We start from the raw sequence: 25,358 nt of genomic DNA, 5'->3' as shown, positions 1-25,358 counted from the left end.
GCCATCTTAGGGGGAAATGCGGTGGCTGTCTCAGACGCTGATCTTGAAAAAAGCACAGGGCCCCAAAGCCCGTGGCAGAACAGTGCAGAGCGCATCTGATACGGTTTTTTCTTTGTTATCTGCGCCTGTATTGAAACGCCCTCAGGGCGGACAATAGCCCCAATCCTTTTCCCCTTCCCTTCGGAGGCCTTATGACCAAGATGGCGATTTTCCTGTTCGGTTTTTTAGTGCTGACCATCGGCATCGGCCTGCTGGCGACCATCTCACCGGTCTAGCACTTAGCTGGCAAACAACATCGGGTACAGCGACAACACCAGCAACCCGGCCATGGACCAGTTGAACAGTCGCAGCCAGCGCGGCTCACGCAGCACATTGCGCAGGCCGCTGCCACACCCGACCCAAACGCACACGCTGGGCAGGTTTACTACGGCAAACACCAGCGCAATCACCAGCACATTGACGACATAGCCCTCGGCCGGCGTGTAGGTGGTAATGGCGCCCAGCGCCATAATCCATGCCTTGGGGTTGACCCACTGAAACGCAGCGGCGCCGAGGAAGGTCATGGGCTTGCCGCGTTCGTCATTGCTGTCGGACATGCCGCCCGACGTGGCGATCTTCCACGCCAGGTACAACAGGTACGTTGCGCCCACATAGCGCAACACGGTGTAGGCCCAAGGAAACACCTTGAACACTTCGCCCAGCCCCAGGCCGACCGAAATCACCAGCAGCATGAAACCGATACTGATCCCCAGCGCATGAGGCATCGAGCGACGAAACCCGAAATTGACCCCCGAGGCCAGCAACATGGTGTTATTGGGCCCCGGTGTAATCGAGGACACGAAGGCGAACAGCACAAAGGCCGAGAGCAGGCTGGTGGGGATGAACATAAGGCAGCATCCAAGCAGGAGTGGTATGCCAGGACAGTAGTGGGTTATGGCCTCCCCTGCCCCATACAGCCAGGCGCGGAAGGAGGCGTACACTTTTCACAAAGCTTTCACAGACGACGGGCTAGGGTGGACTCAGCTCCTAATGAACATCCCTTTTAGCCCGCACTCCCCATCGCGGGCTTTTCTTTGTCCGGGATTTGTCCCAGGCAAAAAAAGAGGCAGGTCATTGTTCATGACCTGCCTCTGGTTGACTGATGGTTAACGCTGACCGCCGCCAGGGCCACCAGGGCCGCCGCCTTGACCATGACCCCCACCGCCATGCCCACCGCCGCCGCCACCGCCCGGCGGCATAAACATCCAGCAGCCAGACAAGGTCGACAACAGCGCGACAACCACAGCTGCCTTGGTTAGGTAATTCAACTTCATGACAACACTCTGTGCTTTACAAGGTTGGGTGTACGGAAAATAAGACCGCTGCAAATGAAGTCCGTCACGGCTTTCGTGTAACGTCTTGGTAGGGTTTGTGTTGTAGTGGATACGTGTATGGGCAGTGGGTTTGAGCAGAGGAATAAGTAGATGGAAGAGTTGATCCAGGGCCTCGACGGGCCCAGAACCGCCCAGCAGGAATTGTTCTATGACCTTGAAGATGCAGCGGCTGTTATTGGGTGGTCAGTGGTGGAGTTGACCGCTCTCGCGGCGGGTGGCAATACGCCAAGTGCAGCAGTCGCTCTGATGAAGATTTGTGCGCTGCTGGCAAACCAACAAGAAAAACTAGCGGTGTATGCGCGTGAAGTTAAGGGGCTGCGCATCAACAGGTCCGAGCCGAGCGGCAACTGAGTCAGCGTGTCGGGTCAAACGGCTGCCACTTTTCACCCGCCCATAAAAAACCCCGTAGACGTTAATCTACGGGGTTTTCAAGAGTGGAGGCCGAGGTCGGAATCGAACCGGCGTAGGTGGATTTGCAATCCACTGCATAACCATTTTGCTACTCGGCCTCAAACGATCAATGCCCTGATTGCTGACATTCACCGCATAAAAACTTGAGTGGGCTATAAAGCCATGCCTCTACTCTAACTCATTGAATACATTGAAGTTTTTAATGCTTCGTTGCGTTCGATGGGCGCCATTATGTACTCATTTACCAATGCCTGCAACCCCTTGATTTCAAAAATATTTCGCATTGGCATCAAGGGGTTGCGTGCCTGCCTTACTCCTTGATGCGCTGCGTCTGGTACTGCGGGTCGGCCTTGATCTGGGCGTCGGTGAACGGCAGTGGGCGCAGTTTTTTCTCGGAGAAGGCTTGGGTCTGGTCCTTGGCGTATTTCGATGCGGGGTTGCTGGACAGGGAGAACGTCAGTACGCCTTGGGCCTGTGGTCCCTGGTCGTCGAAGGTGACGATTTGCAGGTAGCTGCTGCCGCTGACGACTTCACGCTTGCCATCGGCACGGGGCACGGTTTGCATGGCGTTGTAGATCCCCAGTTCCTGGGGGCCGCCGTGGATCGGGGTCTGGCCGCTGACTTGGACGTCACCCCATTTGCTACCCGGCTTGAGGCCCAGCTTGGCGACGTCGGCGGTGGAGGCCAGCATGGCTTCGCGCAACGCCTTGGCGACGGGCGCTCGGTCGATGGCCAGGCCACGCGGTGTGGTCAGGGGTTGGGCCGGGTCGAACGCCACGCGCCAGGCGTCGGGGATTTGCTCCAGTTGGTCCACCAGGTTGATGAAGTGCACCAGGCCCAGGCCGCTGTCGAGGTTGGCGTGCCGGTCCCAATCGCTGAGGCTGGTGCACAGTGGTTTGAGCGCAGCCGCGTCGGTGCCCAGGTGCTTGGCGCAGAACGCCAGCAAATCCGGCATGACTTGGCCGGCCAGGTATACCTCGTTGTCCATCACCATGTTTTGCAGGTCGGCAACGCTGATCGGCTGTTTTTCCAGGGAGTGCAGGCGTTGCAGGGCAAATCGGGCGCGCGGGCCCAGGCCGATATTGTCCTGGCTGATCACGGGTGAAAAGCCCGTCAGCGGCGCCTTGGGGTTGACCATCCAGGCTGAATCGTTGGAGTGCTGCACGTAGTCGGTGCGCTCCAGTTGCGGCAGTTGGTCGGCCGGGAAGATACCGGCCTGGGCTGCGTGCGGGTCGACGTCCCAGGCGCAGGCGCTGTGGGCGCCGTCGAGCATGATCAGTTGCAGGCCGGCACGCGGGTCGCTGCATTGGGCGAGCTTGGCCGCGCTGACGTTGGGCACCACCGACAGGTTCATGTACAGGCTCTGGCCCTGATCGTCGGCAGCCAGGGTGTTGACCCACGGAATGCCCTGCAGGGTGTGCACTGACGTTTGCAGCGCTTTAAGGCTGCCGGCGCGGTTCATCGCGTACCACTGTTGCAGGACGCGGTCGTTGCCGAGGTTGGCGTCGCGCAGGCTGAAAGCGTAGTGGCTGTCCCAGTCCAGTTTGCCGGGCCATTGCACCACGGGGCCGAACTGCGAGCTGTACACCGGATGAACCACGGGTTTGAGGCTGCCGTCGGCCTGCTTGACCTGCACCGTCACCGAGGTTTTTTCCAGGGGGATGGATTTGCCATCGAGCATATAGCGCGTCGAATCCTTCGGATCCAGCGTGAGGCGGTACACGGTGAAGTGCTTGGAGGTGTCGACCGTATGGGTCCACGCCACGTGCTGGTTAAAGCCGATATTGACCACCGGCAGGCCCGGCAGCGCGGCGCCCATCACATCCAGTTGGCCTGGAATGGTCAGGTGCATCTCATAGAAGCGCATGCCACCGACCCACGGAAAATGCGGGTTGGCCAGCAACATGCCGCGCCCATTGAACGAACGATCACGGCCCACCGCCACGGCGTTACTGCCGCGATCCAGGGTGAAGCGCTGCTGGTTGGCGGCCGCCAGTTCAAACGCCTTGACGGTAGGCTGCACGCTGGCCGTGGTTTGAGGCGGCGCTGCGCCCACCAGCGCTTCGGCGAATTGGCCGACACCGCCCTCCACCAGCAGCCTGCGGGTCAACTTCACCAGATCTTCAGCCACCAGCGGCCTTACCCACGCAGCCTGACACTGGGCAGGGGCGCCCTGCTCTTTCAGATAGCGGTTATAGCCGGCGACGTACCCTTCAATACGGTCCTTTATTTCAGGGGTCTGGGCTTTCCAGAAGGCCGCCACCGTCTCTGGCGTATTCAGCCAGGTAAAGAACACATCACTGGCCAGATTGTTGCGTTCTTCCAGGGTCGACTGATCGGGGCCGAAAAACTTTGCCCGCTCGCCATTCACCGTGACCACCTCATTGGCCAGCAGGCACAGATTGTCCTGGGCATAGGCGTAACCGATGCCGAAGCCCAGGCCACGCTCATCGCTGGCGAGGATATGCGGCACCCCATAACTGGTACGGCGAATATCTGCCGACGCCTGCATCACCTGCTCGCGCGCAGATGCGGCCAGGCTCAACCCCAGCAGCAACCCTGCGATACCTACCCTGGACAACCCGTTGGAAATAATCACGCAGACTCCACAGTCAAATTGAACACCCTCACCGGGGGCAGTTACCCCACCGTAAGAACGCATAAAACCGGGAGAAATTTAGCCGCGTGGCAGCTTTATCTGAAGGAAGTGAGTTGTGACAAAACCGACACTGACGAAATTTCTACATCCAACACTTCATGATTTTGCTCGCTCGTTCGTCTTATTAGATAAGAGCGCCATCATTTTCCTGATCAGGCTCTGATAAGGAGTTTTTGCATGTACAACCCGCAAGTGCCCACGGACGGACATTCATCGGTTGCCGACGTCAATTTTGGCGGCGGCACGCAAGCGTTCGGCAAAACGCCCGAACAGCAAGGCAACCAGCGTATTCGCCATTTGCTCAAGTGTTTCGGTTTGCGCACCAGCCTGATTCGGCTGAAGGTCATCGACGCCCTGCTCACCGCTGCCGACAACCAGCGCACCCTTGGGGTACGCGGCGTGCACAGCCATTTGCTGGAGCTGGGCATCCCGTTGTCGTTTCTCAGCGTGCGCGAAGTGCTCAAGCGCCTGTGCAGCGAAGGCGTGATCACCCTCAATGCCGATAAGAGCTACAGCCTCCATGCAGAGGCTGCCAAGGTGCTCGAAGGGCGGGCCTGAAGTCAGCGCTTCACGCCCCGGCCTTCATGTTCAGAGCTTGACCTTGCGGCGCATGATGCCGTTGATCACCACCACGATCACCGCGACGGCAATAGCGATGGTCTGGAACGTTTTCTCACTGATGACCCCGGTGTTCTGCAAGTAGGACAGACCAAACATCGTCCCCAGTACAGCCAGGGCAATCAGAAGCGAATATTTCAAACGTTGCTTTTGCGTCATGACGGGTTCCTGAACCTGAAAAATTTAATCCCTGCATGGCCCCGCGTCGGGAATCCACTGAGGTCGGCATGGCCTTATGTTACAGGTGATGAAAAGCTTTGGCTTGTCCGGTATTGAGGTTCAGCTCGCCCCTGCCCGGACAAAAGGAAAAGTAACACCTCATCGTTTCGTTCACTTACATACGTAAGGACCACCACAGGAACTGCAACGCCTGAAACGCGCACAGACTAATGCGCTCAGGCCACCAGTGATTTGGCTTTCGTAGCGCCGACATTTGCGCGCCATAAAGGTCAATCACGATGAATTCTCTCAGCACTTCACCTCGTATTTTCCCGCAGCCCACCCCCTTTCTGCTTGAGCTTGCCCCGACACAAAGCTCCTCGTTGCACCTCACAGCGCAAACTGAACAGGTACAACCGGACGGGCGCCAAGCCCTGAAAGACCGGTTGGGCGACAGCCGTAACGTGCACACCTTGGCCCAGGCGCTACACACCGCGGTGGAAAAACTCGGGGAAGACGCGACGCCCGAGGCGCTGGCCGCTTATTTGCGCAGCACACACCTGCCGCTTGATCCGGATACAGCCGGCGCAAGTGCACGCACTGCCAATCTTGAGTCACTCATCCGCGCCACGTGCGCCTACATGCCGAAAACCTGGGAAGAACTCAAAAACACCGCCCTGGCACTGTCCGATCACACCCTGCAACATCCATTGGGCAACTTCGGGGGCGCCCTGTCCTGGGCGCTGCCGTTGAGCGTGGAGCATCAACGCACGGTGTACGACGTCGTTGCATGTAACAGTGCAAATCTGCCCGGCCTGCCGCTGACCAGCTCCCGCGCCGGCGCGCTGGACTACCTGACCGATGCCGTCACACTCTCCCCGACCGCGCTGCAAGACCCCGCCGCCGCACTGGAACAGCTTCTCGACACCCCCCGTGCTGCGGCGCTGGGCGCAGCTATTCAAGCCAGCGTTGGCGGCATCGCCACAGACAGCAGCGTCAATGATTATGTGTTGGCCGCCATCCATCTGGGCCTTGACTCCGAAGCGCTTGAGCAACCCGAGCGGAATAAAGTGGCAGGCTTTGACCTGGCAGCCGAGCGTCACTGGGGCCATTCGCCCGCCGCCGTCGTCGACGCCTTGGCGAACCACCTGAGCAGCAGCGGTCGAACAGCGTCAGCCACCGCCCCCTTGGCAGCCCGATTGCTGTTGACGCGCGTTGCTCCGCAGTTCCTGGTCAAAGACATCCCTGCAACAGTGGTCTACGGCAGTCAGGCGTGGGCCCATTTGTGTCTTGCAGTCGCCGGTATCGAAGCCGACACGCCGGGTAAGTCGGTCCACATGAGCTTCAGCGAAGTCATGCTCGCAGCCGGCCAGACAAGCGAGACGAGCGAGGCAACTAAAAAAGCCGTGCTGATTGACTGGAGTGTGGCCAACCAAGTGCTCCCACGCGCAGATGAGGCCCTCTATTCCACAGAAGATATTGAGGAAGCTCGCCGTGTCTTCAACACACAACATGAAGCCTTGAAAGAGGCATCCGGTTTGCTCGACGCGCCCCTGCCGAACCGCAAAGAAATGGCGCTCGCATTACTCAAAAAAACCTTTGGGGATAAACCGTGGTTTGAAGAAAAAAATCTCTGCTTCATGCCAAATTTCTTGCTCGTAGGACGAACCGCTACCTACTACTCGTTGGTGGATATCGTCATGCAGGGGCTCAAAATCAATGCTCACGACTGGAGGTTCGTTCCAGCGCGTGACGATATCAACCTGCAAGCTGTCGTCCGCTTCACTAACAGCGCGTCATTCAACGTACCCAGTGAGTTCGATAAAAAGTTCACCGCGGTGACCAGCCAGTACAAAAAAATCAAGCATTACGCCTTGATGAATGCCATCACCCTTCTGCCTTCGGCAGACCGAGATATTCTTAACAAGGCAAAACTGGGTTTCTACAAAGAGAACTCCTACCGAATCTCCGCGCTTCCGTTCGTCAAAGACACTTTGTTCCACACCAGCCCCAAAATATTGATGCAAGCAGATTACAACGGCGAAAAGCATGTTTACGAATTCGACACCACAACGTCGACGATCAAGAAAGTTGCCAGAAGCCGAATAGGGCCTGACCAGCCTGGGCCGAGTGAGGTCACCAAGATCGAAGCGTTCCCCGTCGGTGCAGCATTAAGTGAACTGGAAACAGCACAAACACGCGGCGATGCCGAGGCCAACACCTTTACCAATTCGCGCATCAGACAAATCGCCCAGGCAGTGGTCAACGCCCAGGGCATAGACAGTGACGCCGTTAAGCGTCAAGCCGCGGGCAGAACATCTGCCGAACAAACCCGCGACACGCTGGACGCTGCCGGGGAGTTCTTGCTGGACCTTGTCCCCTTGAGATCCGCCATCGTCAATTTTCGTGCAGGTCACTACAAGGACGCCGCTGGGGACCTCGCGTTCGACATCTTTGGCTTTATTACCGCAGGCATTGCTACGGTGGCAAAAGTGGCAAAAGGTGCAAGCACGGTTGCCTCAACCCTCGCCAAAGTGGCGCGAGGCACCAGAATAATCGGGGTCAATGCCTTAAGCGCCTTTAACCCCTTGAGCGGTGTGGGCGACGTCGCTGTGGGTGCAGGCAAACTGGCCTTGGTTAGCGTGAGCACTGCCGGCGAGGGTATTCACCGACTCAAAGGCATGCTCAGAGGCAGCGACTTGATAGAGGCCAGTCGCGGGTTTGACGACGCGGCAATCGGCGTCTTCACGCAGGGGGGAAGACGCCTGGAAGGCAGTGCAGTGTTGCACGATGGCAAATGGTACGCAGCGGATACCCACTCACGGCAGCCATATGGGCCGCCGCTTGACACGTTCAACCCCAGCGATACCCTCGCACCGACCCATACCACCACCCCTAAAAGCACCGACGGCGTTCGGCACAACCCGTTGGATCGAAGCGCTCGCCGCCCCCCGCTCAAACAAGTGCCGCTCCCCGCAGGCAGCTATGTGGAAAGCATGAAAGGGAGGCTGGAGCCGGGGCACTTTCTGCGCGGCAACGGGAAGGATGAAACCTTCAAAAAATTTCTCGAGGAAATGGACCAGGCGTATAACGCGTTAAAGCACGGAGGCCTACCACCACGTCCGAGCATTCCAGCGATTCCCAAGCCCGTGCCCGCCAAGGACTTGATCACAGAAGCGCTGAAGGTCTCCGATGGCATCGTGTTTGGAGAATCTCATCGCGAGATGGCCAGCTTCAAAACGCTGTTCGACAACGTTGATACGTTCAAACAACAAGGGGTGAAAAAAGTCTATTTCGAGGGTGTCATCGATCTACCCGGCAAGGGAGTCGTGGACGATGGTATTGGCAATCTCGGGGCGGCCAACACGCCGCGTACAGGCCCGACGTTCAAGGAGCTCAAAGCCAAACTGGAGTTGAACGGCATCGAGGTACTGCCCCTGGATCACTACTATCTGACACGGCACAAAGACGCAAGACTTGGCCTCACCCAAGCCGGGTCAGGATCGGTGCGCAGGCTTGAGGAATTCAACTACTATGCCTCTGAAGTGATCAAGGCCAACTCAGGCACGGAAAAGTGGGTCGCCTTGGTCGGCCACTCCCATATGAAGACCTCCGAAGGTGTACCTGGGCTGGCCGAGATGACGGGAAGTATTGGCATCGGTGTGTTCCAGAACAGGCCTCCCCAGGTGTCCGTAGGACTCAGGGATACCGTTAACGTCCCCAACCCTCAAAAACCCCTCAGTGGAACCGACCGCCCTGGCGACCTGCATATCTACGCCTAGCCTCCACATGGCTGATTACCGCAGGCCTGGCGCTGCAAGCCGGTGCCGGGCTGCGCGCAGAGCTCAACCAACCAATCTACAAACACCCTGACCCGCTGTGACAGCTGACGGTGCGGCGGATACAGGGCAGTCAGCGCCATTTTCGGCACCGGGATACCGGGCAGCACATGCACCAGTATGCCTTCGGCCAATTGGCGCATGGCGTGATAATGCGGCGCCTGGATCAAACCGAACCCAGCCTCGCACGCCGCGAAGTAAGCGTCGGAACTGTTGACGGCGACGCGCTTGGCCAGGTTGACCAGACGCAGTTCGGCGCCAAGCTCGAACTCCAGGCCGAAGCGCTTGCCACTGGCGCTGGAGACGTACTCGACCATCTGATGCCGAGCCAGGTCTTCCAGGGTTTCGGGCACCCCCATGCGTTCAAGGTACGCAGGGCTGGCCAGGGTGATTTGATCCATCATTGCCAACGGCCGCGCCACCAGGGATTCGTCCAGTGCCAGCCCGCCACGCAGCACGCAGTCCACACCTTCGCGAATCAGGTCCACCGGACGATCGTTCAGGCCGATTTCCAAGTCGATCTGCGGATACCGGGCGGTAAATGTCGGCAAGGCCGGGATCACCAGGTAGCGGCCGATACCCGCGGGCATATCAATGCTCAAGGTGCCGCGCGGGTTTTGGCGTTGGGTGGAGAACACCGCTTCGGTTTCCTCCAGGTCCGTGAGCAACTGCACACACCGCTGGTAATAGGCGGCGCCGTCTAGGGTCGGGCTGACCTGGCGCGTGGTGCGCTGCAACAATTGCACGCCCAGGTGCGCCTCCAGTTGCTTGATCAGCACGGTCACCGAGGCGCGAGGCAGTTGCAGGCTGTCGGCGGCCTTGGCGAAGCCGCCCAACTCAACGATCCGGGTGAATACGCGCATGGCGTTGAAACGGTCCAAAGGGCACGTCCTGTGTGGATTATTTAGATATTACGAACAGTGATAGTGGTTTTAGCCTGTTTATCCCGATTTTGTCGAGAGTAACAATGGACGCCTTCATCAACAGGAGCTCAACCCATGCACACTCGTCAACTCGGTAAAAACGGCCCTCGCGTCTCCGCCATCGGCCTCGGCTGCATGGGCATGACTGACTTTTACGCACCCGACAGCGACACCACCGAAGCCACCGCCACCCTGCACCGCGCCCTGGAACTGGGGGTCAACTTCCTCGACACCGCCGACATGTACGGCCCGCACACCAACGAGCAACTGATCGGCAAGGCCATCGCCGGCAAGCGCGACCAGGTGTTCCTGGCCAGCAAATTCGGGATCGTCCGCGATCCGGCGAACCCAGCCCTGCGCGGCGTCAACGGCCGTCCGCAATACATCCGCGATTCGATCAACGGCACCCTGCAACGCCTTGGCGTAGATACTCTGGACCTGTACTACCAGCACCGCATCGACCCGCAGGTTGCCATCGAAGAAACCGTTGGCGCCATGGCAGATCTGGTCAAGGAAGGCAAGGTACGTTATCTGGGCCTGAGCGAAGCCTCGGCCGCTACCTTGGAACGGGCGCACAAGGTTCACCCCATCAGCGCGCTGCAAAGTGAATACTCGCTGTGGAGCCGCGACCAGGAACACAACGGCTGCCTCGCCGCCTGCCAACGCCTGGGCATTGCGTTTGTGCCCTACAGCCCGCTGGGGCGTGGTTTTCTCACCGGCGCGCTGAAACGCCCTGAAGACTTCGCTGCCGATGACTATCGCCGCACCAATCCGCGCTTTCAGGGCGAGAACTTCGCGAAAAATCTGGAACTGGTAAAGCAGGTCCAGACCCTTGCGGCTGAAAAAGGCGTGACCGCCGGCCAACTGGCGCTGGCCTGGGTATTGGCGCAAGGCGAATACATCGTGCCGATCCCCGGCACCAAGCAGCGCAAATACCTGGAAGAGAATGTGGCGGCGGTCTCAATCGCCCTCACCGCGCAGGAGTTGGCGGCGCTGGAGACGATCTTTCCGGCCGATGCAACTGCCGGCCTGCGCTACCCCGCAGAGGTCATGGCGATGCTGGATATCTGACGAGGGGGGCGCCGTCTGGCGGCGCCTCTATTTTCTTGCACGGACGTACCTAAAGCTGCGCATTGTCAGGCCGATAGCCCTACGAAGCTCCAAAAAAGCCGCGTCGATAATAAACGCTTCGTAAGGACGGCCCCATGCCCCCACTGCGCTCTATCCAAGCCCGCTATACCCTGTTTCTGGTGCTGTTCGTCCTGGTGTTGTTCGTGTTGACCGTCGTGGGTATCGGCCAGTTGGTCGCGCCCAAGCTGCGACAGACCGAAGAACAGGTGGTGCTCAATCGCATCAGTGAGGTGGCCGAACAGATTCAGGGCGAACTGAACAAGGTTCAGGCCCAGCAACGCACCATCACCCAAACCATCCCGTTGCTCGACAGCGATGCCATCGACAAGGTGCTGCCGGGGCTGGTCGACCAATATGGCGAGCTGAAAGTATTCGGCGGCGGCATCTGGCCGCTGCCCAACCAGCGCACGCCGGGGCGCAACAAACACAGCACGTTCTGGCACCGCGATGCGTCGGGCAAGCTGGCAGTGAACACCTTCTGGAACAGCGACCCCGCGCCCAACTATTACGATCAGAGCTGGTACAAGGGCGGCCTCGCGTCGCCACGCGGGCAATGCGCCTGGGCCGCGGCCTACAAGGACGACGCCAGCCAGGAGCCGCGCACCAACTGCGCCATGGCGATCCAGCGTGACGGCGCCGCGTATGGCGTGGCCACTATCGATGTGACCCTGGGTTTCTTCAATGACCTGGTGGCCAGCAAGGAAAAAGACATCGGCGGGCAAATGCTGATCGTCGAAGGCGACGGCAAGATCATCAGCAACAGCTCGCGCCTGAGCAGCCCGGTGGTGTTGAAGAACATCAGCGAACTGACCGCGACCTCGGCATTTGCCACCCAGGTCAGCAAAGCCCTGGCTCATCGCGACCAGGCGCTGCAACGCAGCGAGTTCGACAACGGCGGCGTCGCCAGCACGTTCTATATGCGCCCCATCGAAGGCACGCCGTGGTTCCTCGCCACCGCCCTGCCCACTTCGCTGATTACCGCCCAGCGCGATGACGTGCTCGGCAGCCTGGCGCTGGTGCAGATCCCGATGGTGCTGTTGCTGGTGTTGCTGGCCGCGTATGCGATCCGCCAGTTGGTGCAGCGCATGAAGACCCTGAAAGCCAACATCGACGCGCTGTCCGCCGGCGATGCCGACCTCACGCGGCGCATCACCATCCGCGCCGAAGACGAGTTGGGTGCCATCGGTCATTCGGTGAACCGCTTTATCGTCTACCTGCAAAACATGATCGGCGAGGTCACCCAGGCCACCGGCGCGATGTCGTCGGGCCTTGAGCAACTGCAACAGACCTCGGCCCACACCAACCAGATCCTGGTGCGCCACGCCTCGGAAACCGACCAGACCGTCACCGCCATCACCGAGATGAGTTCCACCGCCGACAACGTGGCGCAAAACGCCGCCGAAACTGCCTCGTTCACCCAGCGCGCCAATGAACATGCCGACCGCTCCCGCGTGGTGGTTGGGGAAGCGTCCACCAGCGTCAGCGCCTTGATCGGCGAAGTCGCCAGCGCCACCCACACCGTGGAAAACATGCGCCAGGACGCCGCACGCATCACCGAAACCCTCGGCGTGATCGGCGCCATTGCCGGCCAGACCAACCTGCTGGCTCTCAACGCCGCGATTGAAGCGGCCCGGGCCGGCGAGCAAGGCCGTGGCTTTGCCGTGGTAGCCGACGAAGTCCGCGCCCTGGCCGCGCGCACCCAGGCCAGCACCTCGCAGATCAACGAGATGCTGGCACGCCTGACGGCCGGGGTGAGTTCGTCGGTCGCGGCCATGGAAAACACCCAGGCCAGTTGCCAATCGGCGGCGGATGCCACGGCGCGGGTAAACACCGGGCTGGATGAAATGGCCGGTTCCGTCAGCCATATCAACAACCTCAGCACCCAGATCGCTACGGCCGCCGAGCAGCAAAGCGCGGTGACCGAAGAGATCAACCGCAGCATGGTGCAGATCCGACATATGGTCGAAGAGCTGGTACAAAGTGGCCATGCCACTGAAACCAATACCCAGAGCCTGCTGGACGCCAATGGCCGGGTGATAGCCTTGATGAGCCGCTTTAAAGTGCGCTGATCAATTCTCTGAATGCTCCCGTGCAAAGCGCGGGAGTCGGACTATTCTGACAGCTCCAAGTGTTAGCCCCGCCACACAGGAGGTGTGCCATGCGCGTTGTCGAGCAGTCGGTCCGCTTGGAGCGGATCAGTCAGGAACGCTTTATCCAGGCCCCCATCGATGCCGTCTACGACTATGTGACCCAACCGGATCGCTGGCACGAATGGCACCCCACCTCCCTCAGTGCCGACACCGGCACCAGCGGCTCACTCCCCGCCGGTGCACGCTTTAACGAAATGATCGACCTGCTCGGTGTACGCGTACCCATGAGTTACCGCGTGCAGATCGCCCAGCGTCCAAGCGAGTTCAAGGCAGTGTTCACGTCCCTGGTCGTCGATGGCTCCCTCCACTACTTCCTCCAGCCGTTTCGCGACGGCACGCTGTTCAAGCGCATCCTGACCTATGAGACCGAATTGCAGTTGGCCAGCCTGCATGAGCGCATGATCGAGCTTTCGGCCAAGGCGCTGGACCGGCTCAAGCAGCGGCTGGAAAACCCCGACTCTGTATAACTTTGAAACATTACCACGGCGTCCCCGCGAAAAAAGCGCGGAGAATGCCCGGCTTACTGCCTGGTATCGGACGAAAACCTGATGAAAACCTCATTGCGATTGGCCCTGCTTTCAGCCCTGTTCACCACGACCCTGGCCCAGGCCGCTGACTTGATCCCCATCGATGTACACCGTGACGCCAACTGCGGTTGCTGCAAAAAGTGGATCAGCCATCTGCAAAGCAACGGCTTCAAGGTCAACGACCATGTCGAAGCCGACATGAGCGCGGTCAAGCAACGGCTGGGCGTGGCGCCGCGCCTGGGCTCCTGCCACACCGCCGTGATCGACGGCAAATTTGTCGAGGGCCATGTGCCCGCCGAGCAAGTGCTGGCCTTGCGCAAGCGCGACGACCTGCTGGGCATCGCCGCACCGGGCATGCCGATGGGTTCGCCCGGCATGGAAATGGACGGGCGCGGCGAGGCCTATCAAGTCATCGGCCTGACCCGGGACGGCAAGGATGTGGTGGTGGCTGACTACCCGGCGCACTGATCGGTGCTGATGGGTTACTTCGGCCTGTTCGTCGCCGCCTTTGGTGCGGCGACCCTGCTGCCCTTGCAATCGGAAGCGGTGCTGGTGGGCCTGTTGCTCAGCGGGCATTACAGCCTGGGGTGGCTGCTGGGCATCGCCACCCTGGGCAATGTGCTCGGCTCGCTGGTCAACTGGTGGTTGGGGCGCTGGGTCGAACACTTCAAAGGCCGACGCTGGTTTCCGGTCAGCGATCAGCAGCTGGAAAAAGCCCGCCGCCATTACCAGCGCTGGGGGCACTGGACGCTGCTGCTCAGTTGGCTGCCGATCATCGGCGACCCGCTGACGTTAGTGGCCGGGGTGATGCGTGAGCCGCTGTGGCGGTTTGTGCTGCTGGTGACGCTCGCCAAAGGCCTGCGCTATGCAGTGTTGGCCGCCGTGACCTTGCACTGGGTGTTAATCCCCACTTAATCCCTCGCCAAGAGCATCCAGGCAACCTTTGTGGAGCCCCGCCCATGCCTCTATTCCGTGCTTTTTGCGTCGCCGGCCTGCTGACGGCCAGCACCGCCCCTGCGCTCGCAGCCACCTACGGCCCCGAGCTGCAAGGCTTCCAGTACCCCTATCCGCTGGAACATTTTCACTTCCAATCCCAAGGCGAATCCCTGCAAATGGGCTATATGGACGTGCCGGCAAAAGGCACTGCCAATGGTCGCGCCGTGGTGTTGATGCATGGCAAAAACTTTTGCGGTGCCACCTGGGAAGGTTCGATCAAGGCCTTGAGCGACGCCGGCTACCGCGTGATCGCCCCGGACCAGATCGGTTTTTGCAGCTCCAGCAAACCCGAGCACTACCAGTACAGCTTCCAGCAGTTGGCCCTCAACACCCATCAACTGTTGGAAAAACTCGGCATTCAAAAGGCCACCCTCCTCGGCCACTCCACCGGCGGCATGCTCGCCACGCGGTACGCGCTGATGTACCCCGAGCAGACCGAGCAACTGGCGCTGGTCAACCCCATCGGCCTGGAAGACTGGAAAGCCCTGGGCGTGCCCGCGCTGAGCGTCGACCAGTGGTATGCCCGTGAACTGAAAGTCAGCGCCGAGGGGATTCGCAAGTATCAGCTCAACACTTACTACGTCGGCCGCTGGAAGGCGGAGTACGAGCGCTGGGTGGACATGTACGCCGGTCTGAGCAACGGCCCTGGGCATACGCGGGTCGCATGGAACTCGGCGTTGATTTACGACATGATCTTCACCCAGCCGGTGTACTACGAGTTCAAGAATCTGCAGATGCCCACCCTATTGCTGATCGGCACGGCCGACAACACCGCCATCGGCAAGGATGTCGCGCCGCCAGCGGTCAAGGCCACGCTGGGCAACTACGCAGTGCTGGGCAAAAACGTGGCCAAGCTGATCCCCCACGCAACCCTGGTGGAGTTTCCCGGCCTGGGCCACGCGCCGCAGATGGAAGAACCGGCGAAGTTTCACCAGGCGCTGTTGCAGGGCTTGAACGCCCTTTAACCCAACCTTTTTCGAGGCACGCGTGAATGTCGATACAGATCGCAGTCATTGATGATTGGCAGAACGTGGCCAGTGGCGTGGTGGATTGGTCGGTACTGGAGTCAGTGGGCCAAGTGCATTTCCTGCACGATTACCCGGCGGATACCGCCGTGATGATCGAGCGCCTGCAAGCCTTCGAAGTGATTTGTGTGATGCGTGAACGCACCACCTTCGACCAGGCGCTGTTACAGGGCTTGCCCCGGCTCAAGTTGCTGGTCACCGGCGGCATGCGCAACGCCGCGATCGACATTCCTGCGGCCAAGGCCCTCGGCATTCAGGTCTGCGGCACCGACAGCTATAAACAGGCGGCGCCGGAATTGACCTGGGCGTTGATCATGGCCTCCACCCGTAACCTGCTGGCCGAGGCCAACTCCTTGCGTGCTGGCGACTGGCAGGTCGGGCTGGGCGGTGACCTGTACGGCAAGACGCTGGGCATTCTCGGGCTGGGCAGCATCGGCCAGAAGGTCGCGCAATTCGCCCAGGTGTTCGGCATGCGCGTGATTGCCTGGAGCGAAAACCTCACGCCGGAACGTGCGGCCGCAGCTGGCGCCACCTGGGTCAGCAAGCAGGCGCTGTTCGAGCAGGCCGACATCCTTACCATCCACCTGGTACTCAGCGACCGCAGCCGTGGGCTGGTGGATGCCCAAGCGCTGGGCTGGATGAAACCCACGGCGCGACTGGTGAACACCGCGCGCGGGCCGATTGTGGATGAGCAGGCGCTGGTCCAAGCGTTAAGCAGTGGCCGCCTGGCCGGGGCGGCACTGGATGTGTACGCCGAGGAGCCATTGCCGCTGGATCATCCGTTTCGCCACTTGCCGAATGTGCTGGCCACGCCCCATGTGGGCTATGTGAGCGCGCAGAATTACCGGCAGTTCTACGAGCAGATGATTGAGGATATCCAGGCGTGGGCCAAAGCGGCGCCCATGCGCGTACTCGGCTGACGCACCAACACGGGGCACCTCACTGCACCATGCATAGGGACGGTCGCCCCAATGGGGCCGCTTCACAGCCCAGCGCAGGGCAAGCCTGCTCACCACACAGCTGCACCCAATCGGTTAATAACAGTTGAATGTCTGGTTACAAGTATTTTGTCCTACAAAATCTGCCTAGAAACCCTACAGGCTCTGGGATCTGTCCTAGACTCATGACCGATGGGTCCGTTCCAAAACAAAAACCCCGCAAAAAATCGAAACTTTCAGACTCTGCCATTGGTCCAGTTTTAAGGTAAGGCGAGCGCGTTGGCTTCACGGCAAATGCCCGTCCATCCAATCTTTTTTCACAACCCGTGCAACTGGCATACGCCTTGCCAGTTTGTACAGTGCTTGTGCGCCTGGCCGCAGGATGCGGTCAATCGGAGCTAATGGCAGCGGGCCATTAGCCGACCAACAAAATGGGAGTGCATTATGATCAGTGCCGCAGTAGATACTCAGGGAGAGCGTTTCAGTCAGCCCGCAGGGGGGCCTACATCATTGGCCGACCTGCCCAACACTGTGCGGCCAGTCGTGAGTCAAAACCCGAATCGAAAGAAAGTCCTGTTTGTCACCTCCGAGTTTGCCGACCTGGTGAAAACCGGCGGTCTGGGCGACGTGTCCGCTGCCCTGCCCCGCGCCATGGCCCACCTGCATGATGTGCGCGTGTTGATCCCCGGTTACCCGCAGGTGATGGAAAGCGACAACCCGATCCATATCATCGGTGAGCTGGGCGGTCACGCCGCGCTGCCGCCGTGCAAGATCGGGCGCATGGATCTCAAGGACGGCCTGGTCATCTACGTGTTGATCTGCCCCGAACTCTACGAGCGTGAAGGCACGCCCTACGGCGCCAACAACGGCCGCGACTGGCCGGACAACCATATCCGCTTCGCCCGCCTGGGTCTCGCCGCCGCCGACATCGCCGCCAACCTCGCGCAGATCCACTGGTGCCCGGACCTGGTGCACGCCCACGACTGGCCCGCTGGCCTGGCCCCGGCGTATATGCACTGGCGTGGGTCACGCACACCGACCCTGTTCACCATCCATAACCTGGCTTACCAGGGTGTGGTCAGCCTCGCCTCCACACCGGAGCTGGGTATCCCGCCCCACGCCCTGCAACAGGAAGGCATGGAGTTCTACGGCAAGATGTCGTTCCTCAAGGCCGGCATGGCGTATTCCAGTCATATCACCACGGTGAGCGCGACCTACGCCCAGGAAATCACCACCCCGGAATTTGGCTGCGGCCTCGACGGTTTTCTCGCCGCCAAGACCCAGCAAGGCCTGCTCAGTGGTATCCCCAACGGTATCGATGAAAGTTGGGAAACCTCCACCGACGAACACCTGACCCACAACTTCAATATCGGCGACTGGGAAGGCAAGGCCATTAACGCCGCCCATGTGCGCGAACTGTTCGGCCTGCACGACTCCACTGGCCCGCTGTTCGCCGTGGTCTCGCGCCTGGTCTATCAAAAAGGCCTGGACCTGACCGAAGCAGTCGCCAGTTTCATTGTCGAGAACGGTGGCCAGATCGCGATCATCGGACGCGGCGAGCCGGAAGAAGAACAGGCCATGCGTGAACTGGCCCTGCGTTTTCCGGGCCAGGTCGGCGTACGCATCGGCTTCAACGAAACCGACGCCCGCCGCATGTTCGCCGGCAGTGATTTCCTGCTGATGCCCTCGCGCTACGAGCCCTGCGGCCTGAGCCAGATGTACGCCCAGCGCTTCGGCTCATTGCCGGTGGCACGCAATACCGGCGGCCTGGCGGACACCATCGAGAACGGCGTCACTGGGTTCCTGTTCAATGAATCCACCGTGGAAAGCTATGAAGAAGCGCTGAGCCGTGCGTTCAAGGTCTTCGCCTTCCCGGGACTGCTCAACGCCATGCGCTGCCGGGCCATGACCCAACCATTCAACTGGTGCCAGGCGGTCGAACCCTACGCAGAACTCTACGAACAACTTGTGGCCAAGGCCCTGGGGAAATCAGTCAAGTAATCAAGGGAGGTCTCTATAGATGCCATTACGGACTCTGGAAACCTGGCCCCACGGCGCAATCATGCTGGACGCGCAACACACGCGTTTTGCCTTGTGGGCGCCAGACGCGTTTTATGTCAGCGTTGAATTGGAAGACGGTAAATCAGTCGCCATGCTGCCGCAGGCAGCGGGCTGGTTCGAAGTAGAAATAAAATGCGCGGCGGGCACGCGATACCGCTACAACATCGACGGGGAAAAGGACGTGCCTGACCCCGCCTCCCGAGCCCAGCTTGCAGATGTGCATGGTTGGAGCCTGGTGGTCGACCCCCTCGCCTACGAATGGCGGCACAGCCAATGGGCCGGTCGCCCGTGGCATGAGGCGGTCATCTACGAACTGCACGTCGGCGCGCTGGGGGGCTACGCCGGCGTCGAAAAGCACCTGCCGCGCCTGGCCGAGCTGGGCGTGACCGCGATTGAATTGATGCCGTTGGCGCAGTTCCCCGGCGAACGCAACTGGGGCTACGATGGCGTTCTCCCCTACGCCCCCCACTCCTCGTACGGCACGCCTGAGCAGCTCAAGCACCTGATCGACAGCGCCCACGAACACGGCCTGGCCGTGATCCTCGACGTGGTCTACAACCACTTTGGCCCTGACGGCAACTACTTGGGCCAATACGCCCGAGACTTCTTTCGCGACGACGTGCACACGCCCTGGGGTGCCGGGATCGATTTCGAGCGCCGCGAGGTGCGCGACTTCTTCCTCGACAACGCCCTGATGTGGCTGATGGAGTACCGCTTCGACGGCCTGCGCCTGGACGCCGTGCACGCCATCGACAATCCCGGTTTCCTGCAACAACTGGCGCAACGGGTGCGCCAACAGGTCGACACCGGCCGCCACGTATGGCTGGTGCTGGAAAACGAATTCAACCAGGCCAGCCTGCTGGAGCATGATTTCGATGCACAGTGGAACGACGACGGCCATAACGCGCTGCATGTGCTGCTCACCGGTGAAACCGACGCCTACTACAGCGACTTCGCCCAGGACACCACCGCCAAACTGGCCCGCTGCCTGAGCGAAGGGTTCATCTACCAAGGTGACACCACCCGCCATGGCCATCGCCGTGGCGAGCCCAGCGCGCACCTTCCACCGAGTGCCTTTGTGCTGTTCTTGCAGAACCATGACCAGATCGGCAACCGCGCCATGGGCGAGCGCCTGCACCAACTCTGCACGCCCCAGGCACTCAGGGCCGCGACCACGTTGCTGTTGATGTCGCCGATGATCCCGCTGATGTTCATGGGCGATGAAGTCAACGCCCAGCAACCCTTTCTGTTTTTCACCGACCACCACGGCGAATTGGCCGAAGCGGTGCGTGAAGGCCGGCGCAGCGAGTTTGCCGACTTCGCCGCGTTCCAGGATCCCGAACGACGCGCACGTATTCCCGATCCCAACGCCCTGCCGACCTTCGAGCAATCGGCCCCGGTGTTTGCCGACAGCGAACACGCGCAGCTCTACCGCCAACTGCTGAGCCTGCGCCGTCGCCACCTCGTGCCGCACCTGCCCGGCAGCGTGGCGCTGGGCGCCCAGGTACTGGCAGACGGCGCCGTCACCGCGCGCTGGCGCCTGGGCAACGGCAGCCTGTTGCAGATCGACCTCAACCTCAGTGCCACGCCCGTGAATCACCCGGCGCCGCAGCACGTTATTTTCGCCACGCCCGCTGAGCAAGGCGCGCAACTGCCGCCGTACAGCGCGCGCGTCAGCCTTTCCCCTGTTGGAGAACACCCTTGAGCGAAGCGAACCTGGAAATCCTCGCCAGCCGCGCGGGCCTTGCCGTCGATTGGATCGACGCCAACGGCCGTCCGCAACGCGTGACACCCGATGCCCTGCGCGCCGTGCTCAAAGGTCTGGGCCACCCTGCCGACACCGATGCAGAGATCGACGCCAGCCTGTTGGAACTGGAACAACAGCAGCAAGACAAACACCTGCCGCCGCTGCTGACCATCGACAGCGGCCACGGCCTGGACCTGGCGCGCTACTTCGAACCCGACACGCAGTGCCGCGTCAGCCTGGAAAACGGCGAAACCCTGGAGCTGCGTCTCGATGGCGACGCGGTGCTGCCCGGCGTGATCGCCCTCGGCTATCACCGCGTGTACATCAACGACCAGACCTTCACCCTCGCCGTCGCCCCCACCCACTGCTACAGCGTCGCCGAAGCCGTCGACAGCCAACCCGCCCGCGCCTGGGGCCTGAGTGCCCAGTTGTACTCGCTGCGCCGTCTGGGCGATGGTGGCTTCGGCGACACCCTGGCCCTGGAGCACCTGGCCCGTTCGGCCGCCGAACGCGGTGCGGATGCCCTGGCGATCAGCCCGATGCACGCGATGTTCAGCGCCGACACCGGACGCTACAGCCCGTATTCGCCGTCGAGCCGGTTGTTCCTTAACAGCTTGTATGCCTCGCCCGGCTGCATCCTCGGCGAACGTGAAGTGCGCAGCGCCATCGAGGCGCTCGGCCTGGAGGAGGAGCTGCACGCGCTGGAGCAACACGCCCTGATCGACTGGCCCGCCGCCGCCAAGGCCAAGCAACGCCTGCTGCGCGCCTTGTATGAAGACTTCCGCCACGGCCAGCATCCGCAACATGCGGACTTCCTGAGTTTCCGCCAGGCCGGCGGTGAAGCCCTGGAAAACCACTGTCGCTTCGAAGCCGTGCAAGCCGCCCGCGCAGCTGCCGGCGAAGAGCTCGACTGGCGCCACTGGCCGCAAGAGTGGCGCACGCCGCAAAGCCCGGCGCTGGCGCAGTTCGCCGAGGACAACCGTGAAGAGATCGGCTACTTCGCCTTTACCCAATGGCTGATCGCCCGGTGCCTGGAGCGTGCCCAACAAGCCGCCAAGGGCAGTGGCATGGGCATCGGTCTGATCGCCGATCTGGCCGTGGGCGCCGACGGCGGTGGCAGCCAGGCGTGGAGTCGCCAGGACGAGTTGCTGGCCGACCTGACCGTGGGCGCGCCGCCAGACATCCTTAACCGCGCCGGCCAGGGCTGGGGCATTTCCGCGTTCTCCCCCGAAGGCCTCAAGCGCAACGGTTTCCGTGCCTTTATCGAGATGTTGCGCGCCAACTTCGCCCATGCCGGCGGCTTGCGCATCGACCATGTGATGGGCCTGCAGCGCCTGTGGGTGATCCCCATGGACGCATCGCCCCGGGAAGGGGCTTACCTGTATTACCCGGTGGACGACCTGTTACGCCTGTTGGCGCTGGAATCGCACCGCCACCAGGCCATCGTCCTCGGTGAAGACCTCGGCACCGTGCCCGAAGGCCTGCGCGAAAAACTCAGCGGCCGCTCCATCCTGGGCATGCGCGTGTTGCTGTTCGAGCAAGGCCATGACGGCCAGTTCAAGCCGATCCTCGACTGGCCGGACAACGCCCTGGCGACCACCAGCACCCACGATTTGCCCACGCTCAACGGCTGGTGGCACAGCCGCGATATCGACTGGAACATCCAGCTCGGCCTGATCGATGCGCCCACCGTGGATCAATGGAGCGAACACCGTCTGCGCGAACGCCAGGCGCTGCGCCAGGCCTTGAGCCAGGACCCGCAGAACTTCGTCGAAGAGATTCGCAACGAAACCGATCACATGATCGACGCCAGCGTGCGCTACCTCGGCCACACCCGTGCGCCGCTGGTGCTGTTGCCATTGGAGGACGCCCTGGGCGTCGAAGAACAAGCCAACCTGCCCGGCACCACCGACACCCATCCCAATTGGCGCCGACGCCTGGCGGGTGAAGCTTCAAGTTTGCTGGACAACGCCGGTGCTGCACGACGCCTCGAATTGCTGGCCGTCGCGCGCAACCAGGCCCATGAGCGTGACCGATGAAGACCCTACCCCTGCGCGCTACCCAGCGCCTGCAATTTCATAAAGGCTTTACCCTGGACGACGCGGTGCCTTTGGTGCCGTATTTCGCCCAGCTAGGCATCAGCCATCTGTACGCCTCGCCGCTGCTCAGTGCCCGCGCCGGCTCCATGCACGGCTACGACGTGGTCGACCCGACCCGCGTCAACCCGGAACTCGGCGGCGAGCCGGCCCTGCGCCGCCTGGTGGCGGCGCTGCGTGAACACGACATGGGATTGATCCTGGATATCGTCTCCAACCATATGGCCGTCGGCGGTGCCGATAACCCGTGGTGGCTGGACCTGCTGGAGTGGGGCCGCCTGAGTCCGTACAGCGAATTCTTCGATATTCAGTGGCACTCGCCCGACCCGCTGCTCAAGGGCCAGCTGTTGATGCCGTTTCTGGGCAGCGACTACGGCGAGGCCTTGCAGACCGGCACCCTGACGTTGCATTTCGATGCCGAGCACGGCGCGTTTCATGTCGAGCATTACGAGCATCGTTTCCCGATCTGCCCACGGGATTACGCGCTGATTCTGGGCAACGACGCAACGCTCAAACCCATGGCTGACCGTTTCGCCGCCCTCGCCTATCAGGACGACGCCTACGCCGAAGCCGCGTGGCTCAAGCAGGCATTCGCCGAGCGCGCCACCGAAGTCATGCCGGCCATTGAAGAGCGCTTGAGCCAGTTCGACGGGCGCCAACCGGAAGGCTTCAACCGCTTGCATCAGTTGCTGGAGCAACAGGCCTACCGCCTGGCGAGCTGGCGCACGGCGGCGGACGATATCAACTGGCGGCGCTTCTTCGACGTCAATGAGCTGGGCGGCCTGCGCGTCGAACGCACAGCAGTGTTCGAAGCCACCCACGGCAAGATCTTCGAGTTGATCAGCCAAGGCTTGGTGGATGGGTTACGCATCGACCATATCGACGGCCTGGCCGACCCCCGTGGATATTGCCGCAAGCTGCGTCGCCGGGTGGATGCTCTTGCGCCAGGTCGGCACTTGCCGATCTTTGTCGAGAAAATCCTCGGCGAAGGCGAGACCCTGCGTGAAGACTGGCGCGTGGACGGCACCACCGGCTATGAATTCATGGACCAACTGTCGTTGCTGCAACACCAGCCGGACGGTTTTGCACCGCTGGCCGAACTGTGGACGCGCCATACCGAGCGGCCCTCGGCGTTTATCGAAGAAGCCCGCCTGGCCCGCCAACAAATCCTCAACGGCTCGTTGGGCGGGGATTTTGAAAGCGTCGCCCAAGCGCTGCTGCAAGTGGCCCGCGACGATGTGATGACCCGCGACCTGACCCTGGGCGCGATTCGCCGCGCCTTGCAGGAACTGATCGTGCACTTCCCGGTGTACCGCACCTACATCAGCGTCCTCGGCCGCAGCGCCGCCGACGACGCGGTGTTCCAGCAGGCCATGGACGGTGCACGCACCACCTTGAGCGAGGGCGACTGGCCGGTGCTCGATCACCTCGAAAAATGGCTCGGCGGCCAGCCCTGGCGCCAACGCCCGGTGGGCCGGGAGCGCAAGATCCTCAAGCACGCCTGTGTACGCTTCCAGCAACTGACCTCGCCCGCCGCCGCCAAGGCTGTGGAAGACACCGCGTTCTATCGCTCGGCGGTGCTGCTGTCGCGCAATGATGTGGGCTTCAGCACCGAGCAGTTCAGCGCACCTTTGGCTGAGTTTCATCAGATCAACCAACAGCGTTTGCAGGCCTTCCCGGATAACCTGCTGGCCACCGCCACCCACGACCACAAACGCGGCGAAGACACCCGTGCACGGCTCGCAGTGCTCAGCGAGTGCGCCACCTGGTACGTGGAGCAGGTTGAGCAGTGGCGCAGCCTGGCCGCGCCATTGCGCACTGATGCCGCCACGCCATCGGCCGGTGACGAGCTGATCCTCTACCAAGTGCTGCTGGGCAGCTGGCCGCTGGACCTGGGGGATGACTTCGACGGCTATCAACAACGCCTGTGGCAGTGGCAACAGAAAGCCCTGCGCGAAGCCAAGTTGAACAGCAGTTGGAGCGCGCCCAACGACGCCTACGAACAAGGCGTCGAAGCGTTTCTGTCGCGCCTGCTGCTCAGTGACGAAGGCCGCCCGCTGCGCACCGCGATTGCGACGGCCGCCCAGGCGATTGCCCCGGCGGGTGCGCTCAATGGGCTGGCGCAATCCTTGCTTCGCATCACGGTGCCCGGTGTACCGGACCTGTACCAGGGCGCTGAGTTCTGGGACTTCAGCCTGGTGGATCCGGACAACCGTCGCCCGGTGGATTTCAGTGCACGGCAACAGGCCCTGGATACGCCGCCGGACATCGGCGAACTGCTGTTCAACTGGCGGGACGGGCGCATCAAGCAGGCCTTGATTGCCCAGGTGCTGGCCTTGCGCAAGGCTCAGCCTGAGCTGTTTCGCAGCGGCACTTACACGCCGCTGGAAGTGGTCGGCCAACACGCCGGGCGGGTGGTCGCATTCTGCCGCGAACACCAGGGCAAACGCCTGCTGGTGGTGGTGCCACGCTGGCCTCATCACCTGCTGGATAACGGTGTGCATCCCCAGATCAATGCGCAGGTTTGGGGCGATACCCGACTGAAATTACCGTTCGCCGCACCAACTCAATACTGGAAGGGACTTTTTCATACAGGCGCAGTCACACCAGACAAGGAGCTGTTGATCAGCGCTGCCCTGGGGGATTTCCCGGTCAATGTCTTTATCAATCCTGATGATCAAGAAAGCTGAAAATTTTCTGTGAGG

The 25,358-nt window shown here is 61.3% G+C and carries 19 protein-coding genes, 1 tRNA gene and 1 pseudogene; 15 read left to right on the top strand and 6 right to left on the bottom strand.

What is annotated here, in order from left to right:
* Positions 1-278 precede the first annotated feature (278 nt).
* Positions 279-887, bottom strand: coding sequence for a LysE family translocator (locus NDJ82_RS07080; protein ID WP_112195482.1), 609 nt, complete (start codon positions 885-887; stop codon positions 279-281).
* Between the two features lie 258 nt (positions 888-1,145).
* Positions 1,146-1,313, bottom strand: coding sequence for a hypothetical protein (locus tag NDJ82_RS07075; RefSeq protein ID WP_158235035.1), 168 nt, complete (start codon positions 1,311-1,313; stop codon positions 1,146-1,148).
* Between the two features lie 150 nt (positions 1,314-1,463).
* Between NDJ82_RS07075 and NDJ82_RS07070 the strand changes: the two genes are divergently transcribed.
* Positions 1,464-1,724: a hypothetical protein gene (locus NDJ82_RS07070; RefSeq protein ID WP_158876232.1), complete on the top strand. Its 261-nt coding sequence runs from the start codon at positions 1,464-1,466 to the stop codon at positions 1,722-1,724.
* Between the two features lie 84 nt (positions 1,725-1,808).
* Here the strand turns inward: NDJ82_RS07070 and NDJ82_RS07065 are convergent.
* Positions 1,809-1,882 (bottom strand) — tRNA-Cys (locus NDJ82_RS07065).
* Between the two features lie 212 nt (positions 1,883-2,094).
* Positions 2,095-4,383 carry a bifunctional acylase PvdQ gene (pvdQ, locus tag NDJ82_RS07060; protein ID WP_250925187.1) on the bottom strand — a complete coding sequence of 763 codons (2,289 nt, stop codon included), beginning with the start codon at positions 4,381-4,383 and terminating at the stop codon, positions 2,095-2,097.
* A gap of 237 nt (positions 4,384-4,620) precedes the next feature.
* On the opposite strand from pvdQ, the gene NDJ82_RS07055 reads away from it, so the two are divergent.
* Positions 4,621-5,001, top strand: a complete 381-nt coding sequence (locus NDJ82_RS07055) for a fe2+ zn2+ uptake regulation protein (RefSeq protein WP_158876228.1) — start codon at positions 4,621-4,623, stop codon at positions 4,999-5,001.
* 30 nt (positions 5,002-5,031) lie between these two features.
* Here NDJ82_RS07055 and NDJ82_RS07050 read toward each other — a convergent pair whose 3' ends face one another.
* On the bottom strand, positions 5,032-5,220 hold the full coding sequence (locus NDJ82_RS07050) for a hypothetical protein (RefSeq protein ID WP_099585282.1): 189 nt from the start codon (positions 5,218-5,220) through the stop codon (positions 5,032-5,034).
* A 299-nt stretch (positions 5,221-5,519) separates the two neighbouring features.
* On the opposite strand from NDJ82_RS07050, the gene NDJ82_RS07045 reads away from it, so the two are divergent.
* On the top strand, positions 5,520-9,002 hold the full coding sequence (locus NDJ82_RS07045) for a membrane-targeted effector domain-containing toxin (protein WP_250925186.1): 3,483 nt from the start codon (positions 5,520-5,522) through the stop codon (positions 9,000-9,002).
* On the opposite strand, the gene NDJ82_RS07040 is transcribed toward NDJ82_RS07045, so the two are convergent.
* Positions 8,999-9,940, bottom strand: coding sequence for a LysR family transcriptional regulator (locus NDJ82_RS07040; protein WP_191959036.1), 942 nt, complete (start codon positions 9,938-9,940; stop codon positions 8,999-9,001). The two genes, NDJ82_RS07045 and NDJ82_RS07040, sit on opposite strands and share 4 nt — an antisense overlap.
* Before the next feature lie 117 nt (positions 9,941-10,057).
* Between NDJ82_RS07040 and NDJ82_RS07035 the strand changes: the two genes are divergently transcribed.
* From NDJ82_RS07035 to NDJ82_RS06985, 12 genes and pseudogenes are all read left to right on the top strand, one after another.
* Entirely contained in the window at positions 10,058-11,053 is a 996-nt protein-coding gene (locus NDJ82_RS07035; protein ID WP_112195491.1) for an aldo/keto reductase, read from the top strand.
* Between the two features lie 134 nt (positions 11,054-11,187).
* A pseudogene (locus tag NDJ82_RS27630) lies at positions 11,188-12,321 on the top strand (HAMP domain-containing protein); the annotation flags it as partial.
* A 15-nt stretch (positions 12,322-12,336) separates the two neighbouring features.
* A complete protein-coding gene (locus NDJ82_RS27625) occupies positions 12,337-13,182 on the top strand; it encodes a methyl-accepting chemotaxis protein (RefSeq protein ID WP_371926527.1) in 846 nt (281 codons plus the stop codon).
* Between the two features lie 89 nt (positions 13,183-13,271).
* Entirely contained in the window at positions 13,272-13,730 is a 459-nt protein-coding gene (locus tag NDJ82_RS07025; RefSeq protein WP_158876220.1) for an SRPBCC family protein, read from the top strand.
* Between the two features lie 81 nt (positions 13,731-13,811).
* The gene (locus NDJ82_RS07020; RefSeq protein WP_112195496.1) at positions 13,812-14,258 is read left to right on the top strand and encodes a DUF411 domain-containing protein; all 447 of its coding nucleotides are present in this window, start codon (positions 13,812-13,814) and stop codon (positions 14,256-14,258) included.
* Positions 14,259-14,261: 3 nt separating this feature from the next.
* Positions 14,262-14,705 (top strand): VTT domain-containing protein, encoded by a 444-nt coding sequence (locus NDJ82_RS07015; protein ID WP_191946153.1) that lies wholly within the window; start codon positions 14,262-14,264, stop codon positions 14,703-14,705.
* Positions 14,706-14,749: 44 nt separating this feature from the next.
* Complete coding sequence (locus tag NDJ82_RS07010; protein ID WP_250925185.1) at positions 14,750-15,751, top strand: alpha/beta fold hydrolase; 1,002 nt, start codon at positions 14,750-14,752, stop codon at positions 15,749-15,751.
* A 26-nt stretch (positions 15,752-15,777) separates the two neighbouring features.
* Positions 15,778-16,731: a D-2-hydroxyacid dehydrogenase family protein gene (locus NDJ82_RS07005; protein WP_250925184.1), complete on the top strand. Its 954-nt coding sequence runs from the start codon at positions 15,778-15,780 to the stop codon at positions 16,729-16,731.
* A 462-nt stretch (positions 16,732-17,193) separates the two neighbouring features.
* Positions 17,194-18,750, top strand: a complete 1,557-nt coding sequence (gene glgA, locus NDJ82_RS07000) for a glycogen synthase GlgA (RefSeq protein WP_099585292.1) — start codon at positions 17,194-17,196, stop codon at positions 18,748-18,750.
* A 19-nt stretch (positions 18,751-18,769) separates the two neighbouring features.
* Positions 18,770-20,515: a malto-oligosyltrehalose trehalohydrolase gene (gene treZ / locus NDJ82_RS06995; protein ID WP_250925183.1), complete on the top strand. Its 1,746-nt coding sequence runs from the start codon at positions 18,770-18,772 to the stop codon at positions 20,513-20,515.
* Entirely contained in the window at positions 20,512-22,596 is a 2,085-nt protein-coding gene (malQ, locus tag NDJ82_RS06990; protein WP_250925182.1) for a 4-alpha-glucanotransferase, read from the top strand. The genes treZ and malQ overlap by 4 nt, the downstream gene beginning before the upstream one ends.
* The gene (locus NDJ82_RS06985; RefSeq protein WP_250925181.1) at positions 22,593-25,343 is read left to right on the top strand and encodes a malto-oligosyltrehalose synthase; all 2,751 of its coding nucleotides are present in this window, start codon (positions 22,593-22,595) and stop codon (positions 25,341-25,343) included. The genes malQ and NDJ82_RS06985 overlap by 4 nt, the downstream gene beginning before the upstream one ends.
* Positions 25,344-25,358 lie beyond the last annotated feature (15 nt).

The organism is Pseudomonas sp. SR18 (assembly GCF_023701505.1).
GTDB classification, from domain to species: Bacteria; Pseudomonadota; Gammaproteobacteria; order Pseudomonadales; family Pseudomonadaceae; genus Aquipseudomonas; species Aquipseudomonas cyclaminis.
The sequence above is the reverse complement of the archived record's forward strand: the minus strand, read 5'-3'. Positions and strand labels throughout refer to the sequence as shown.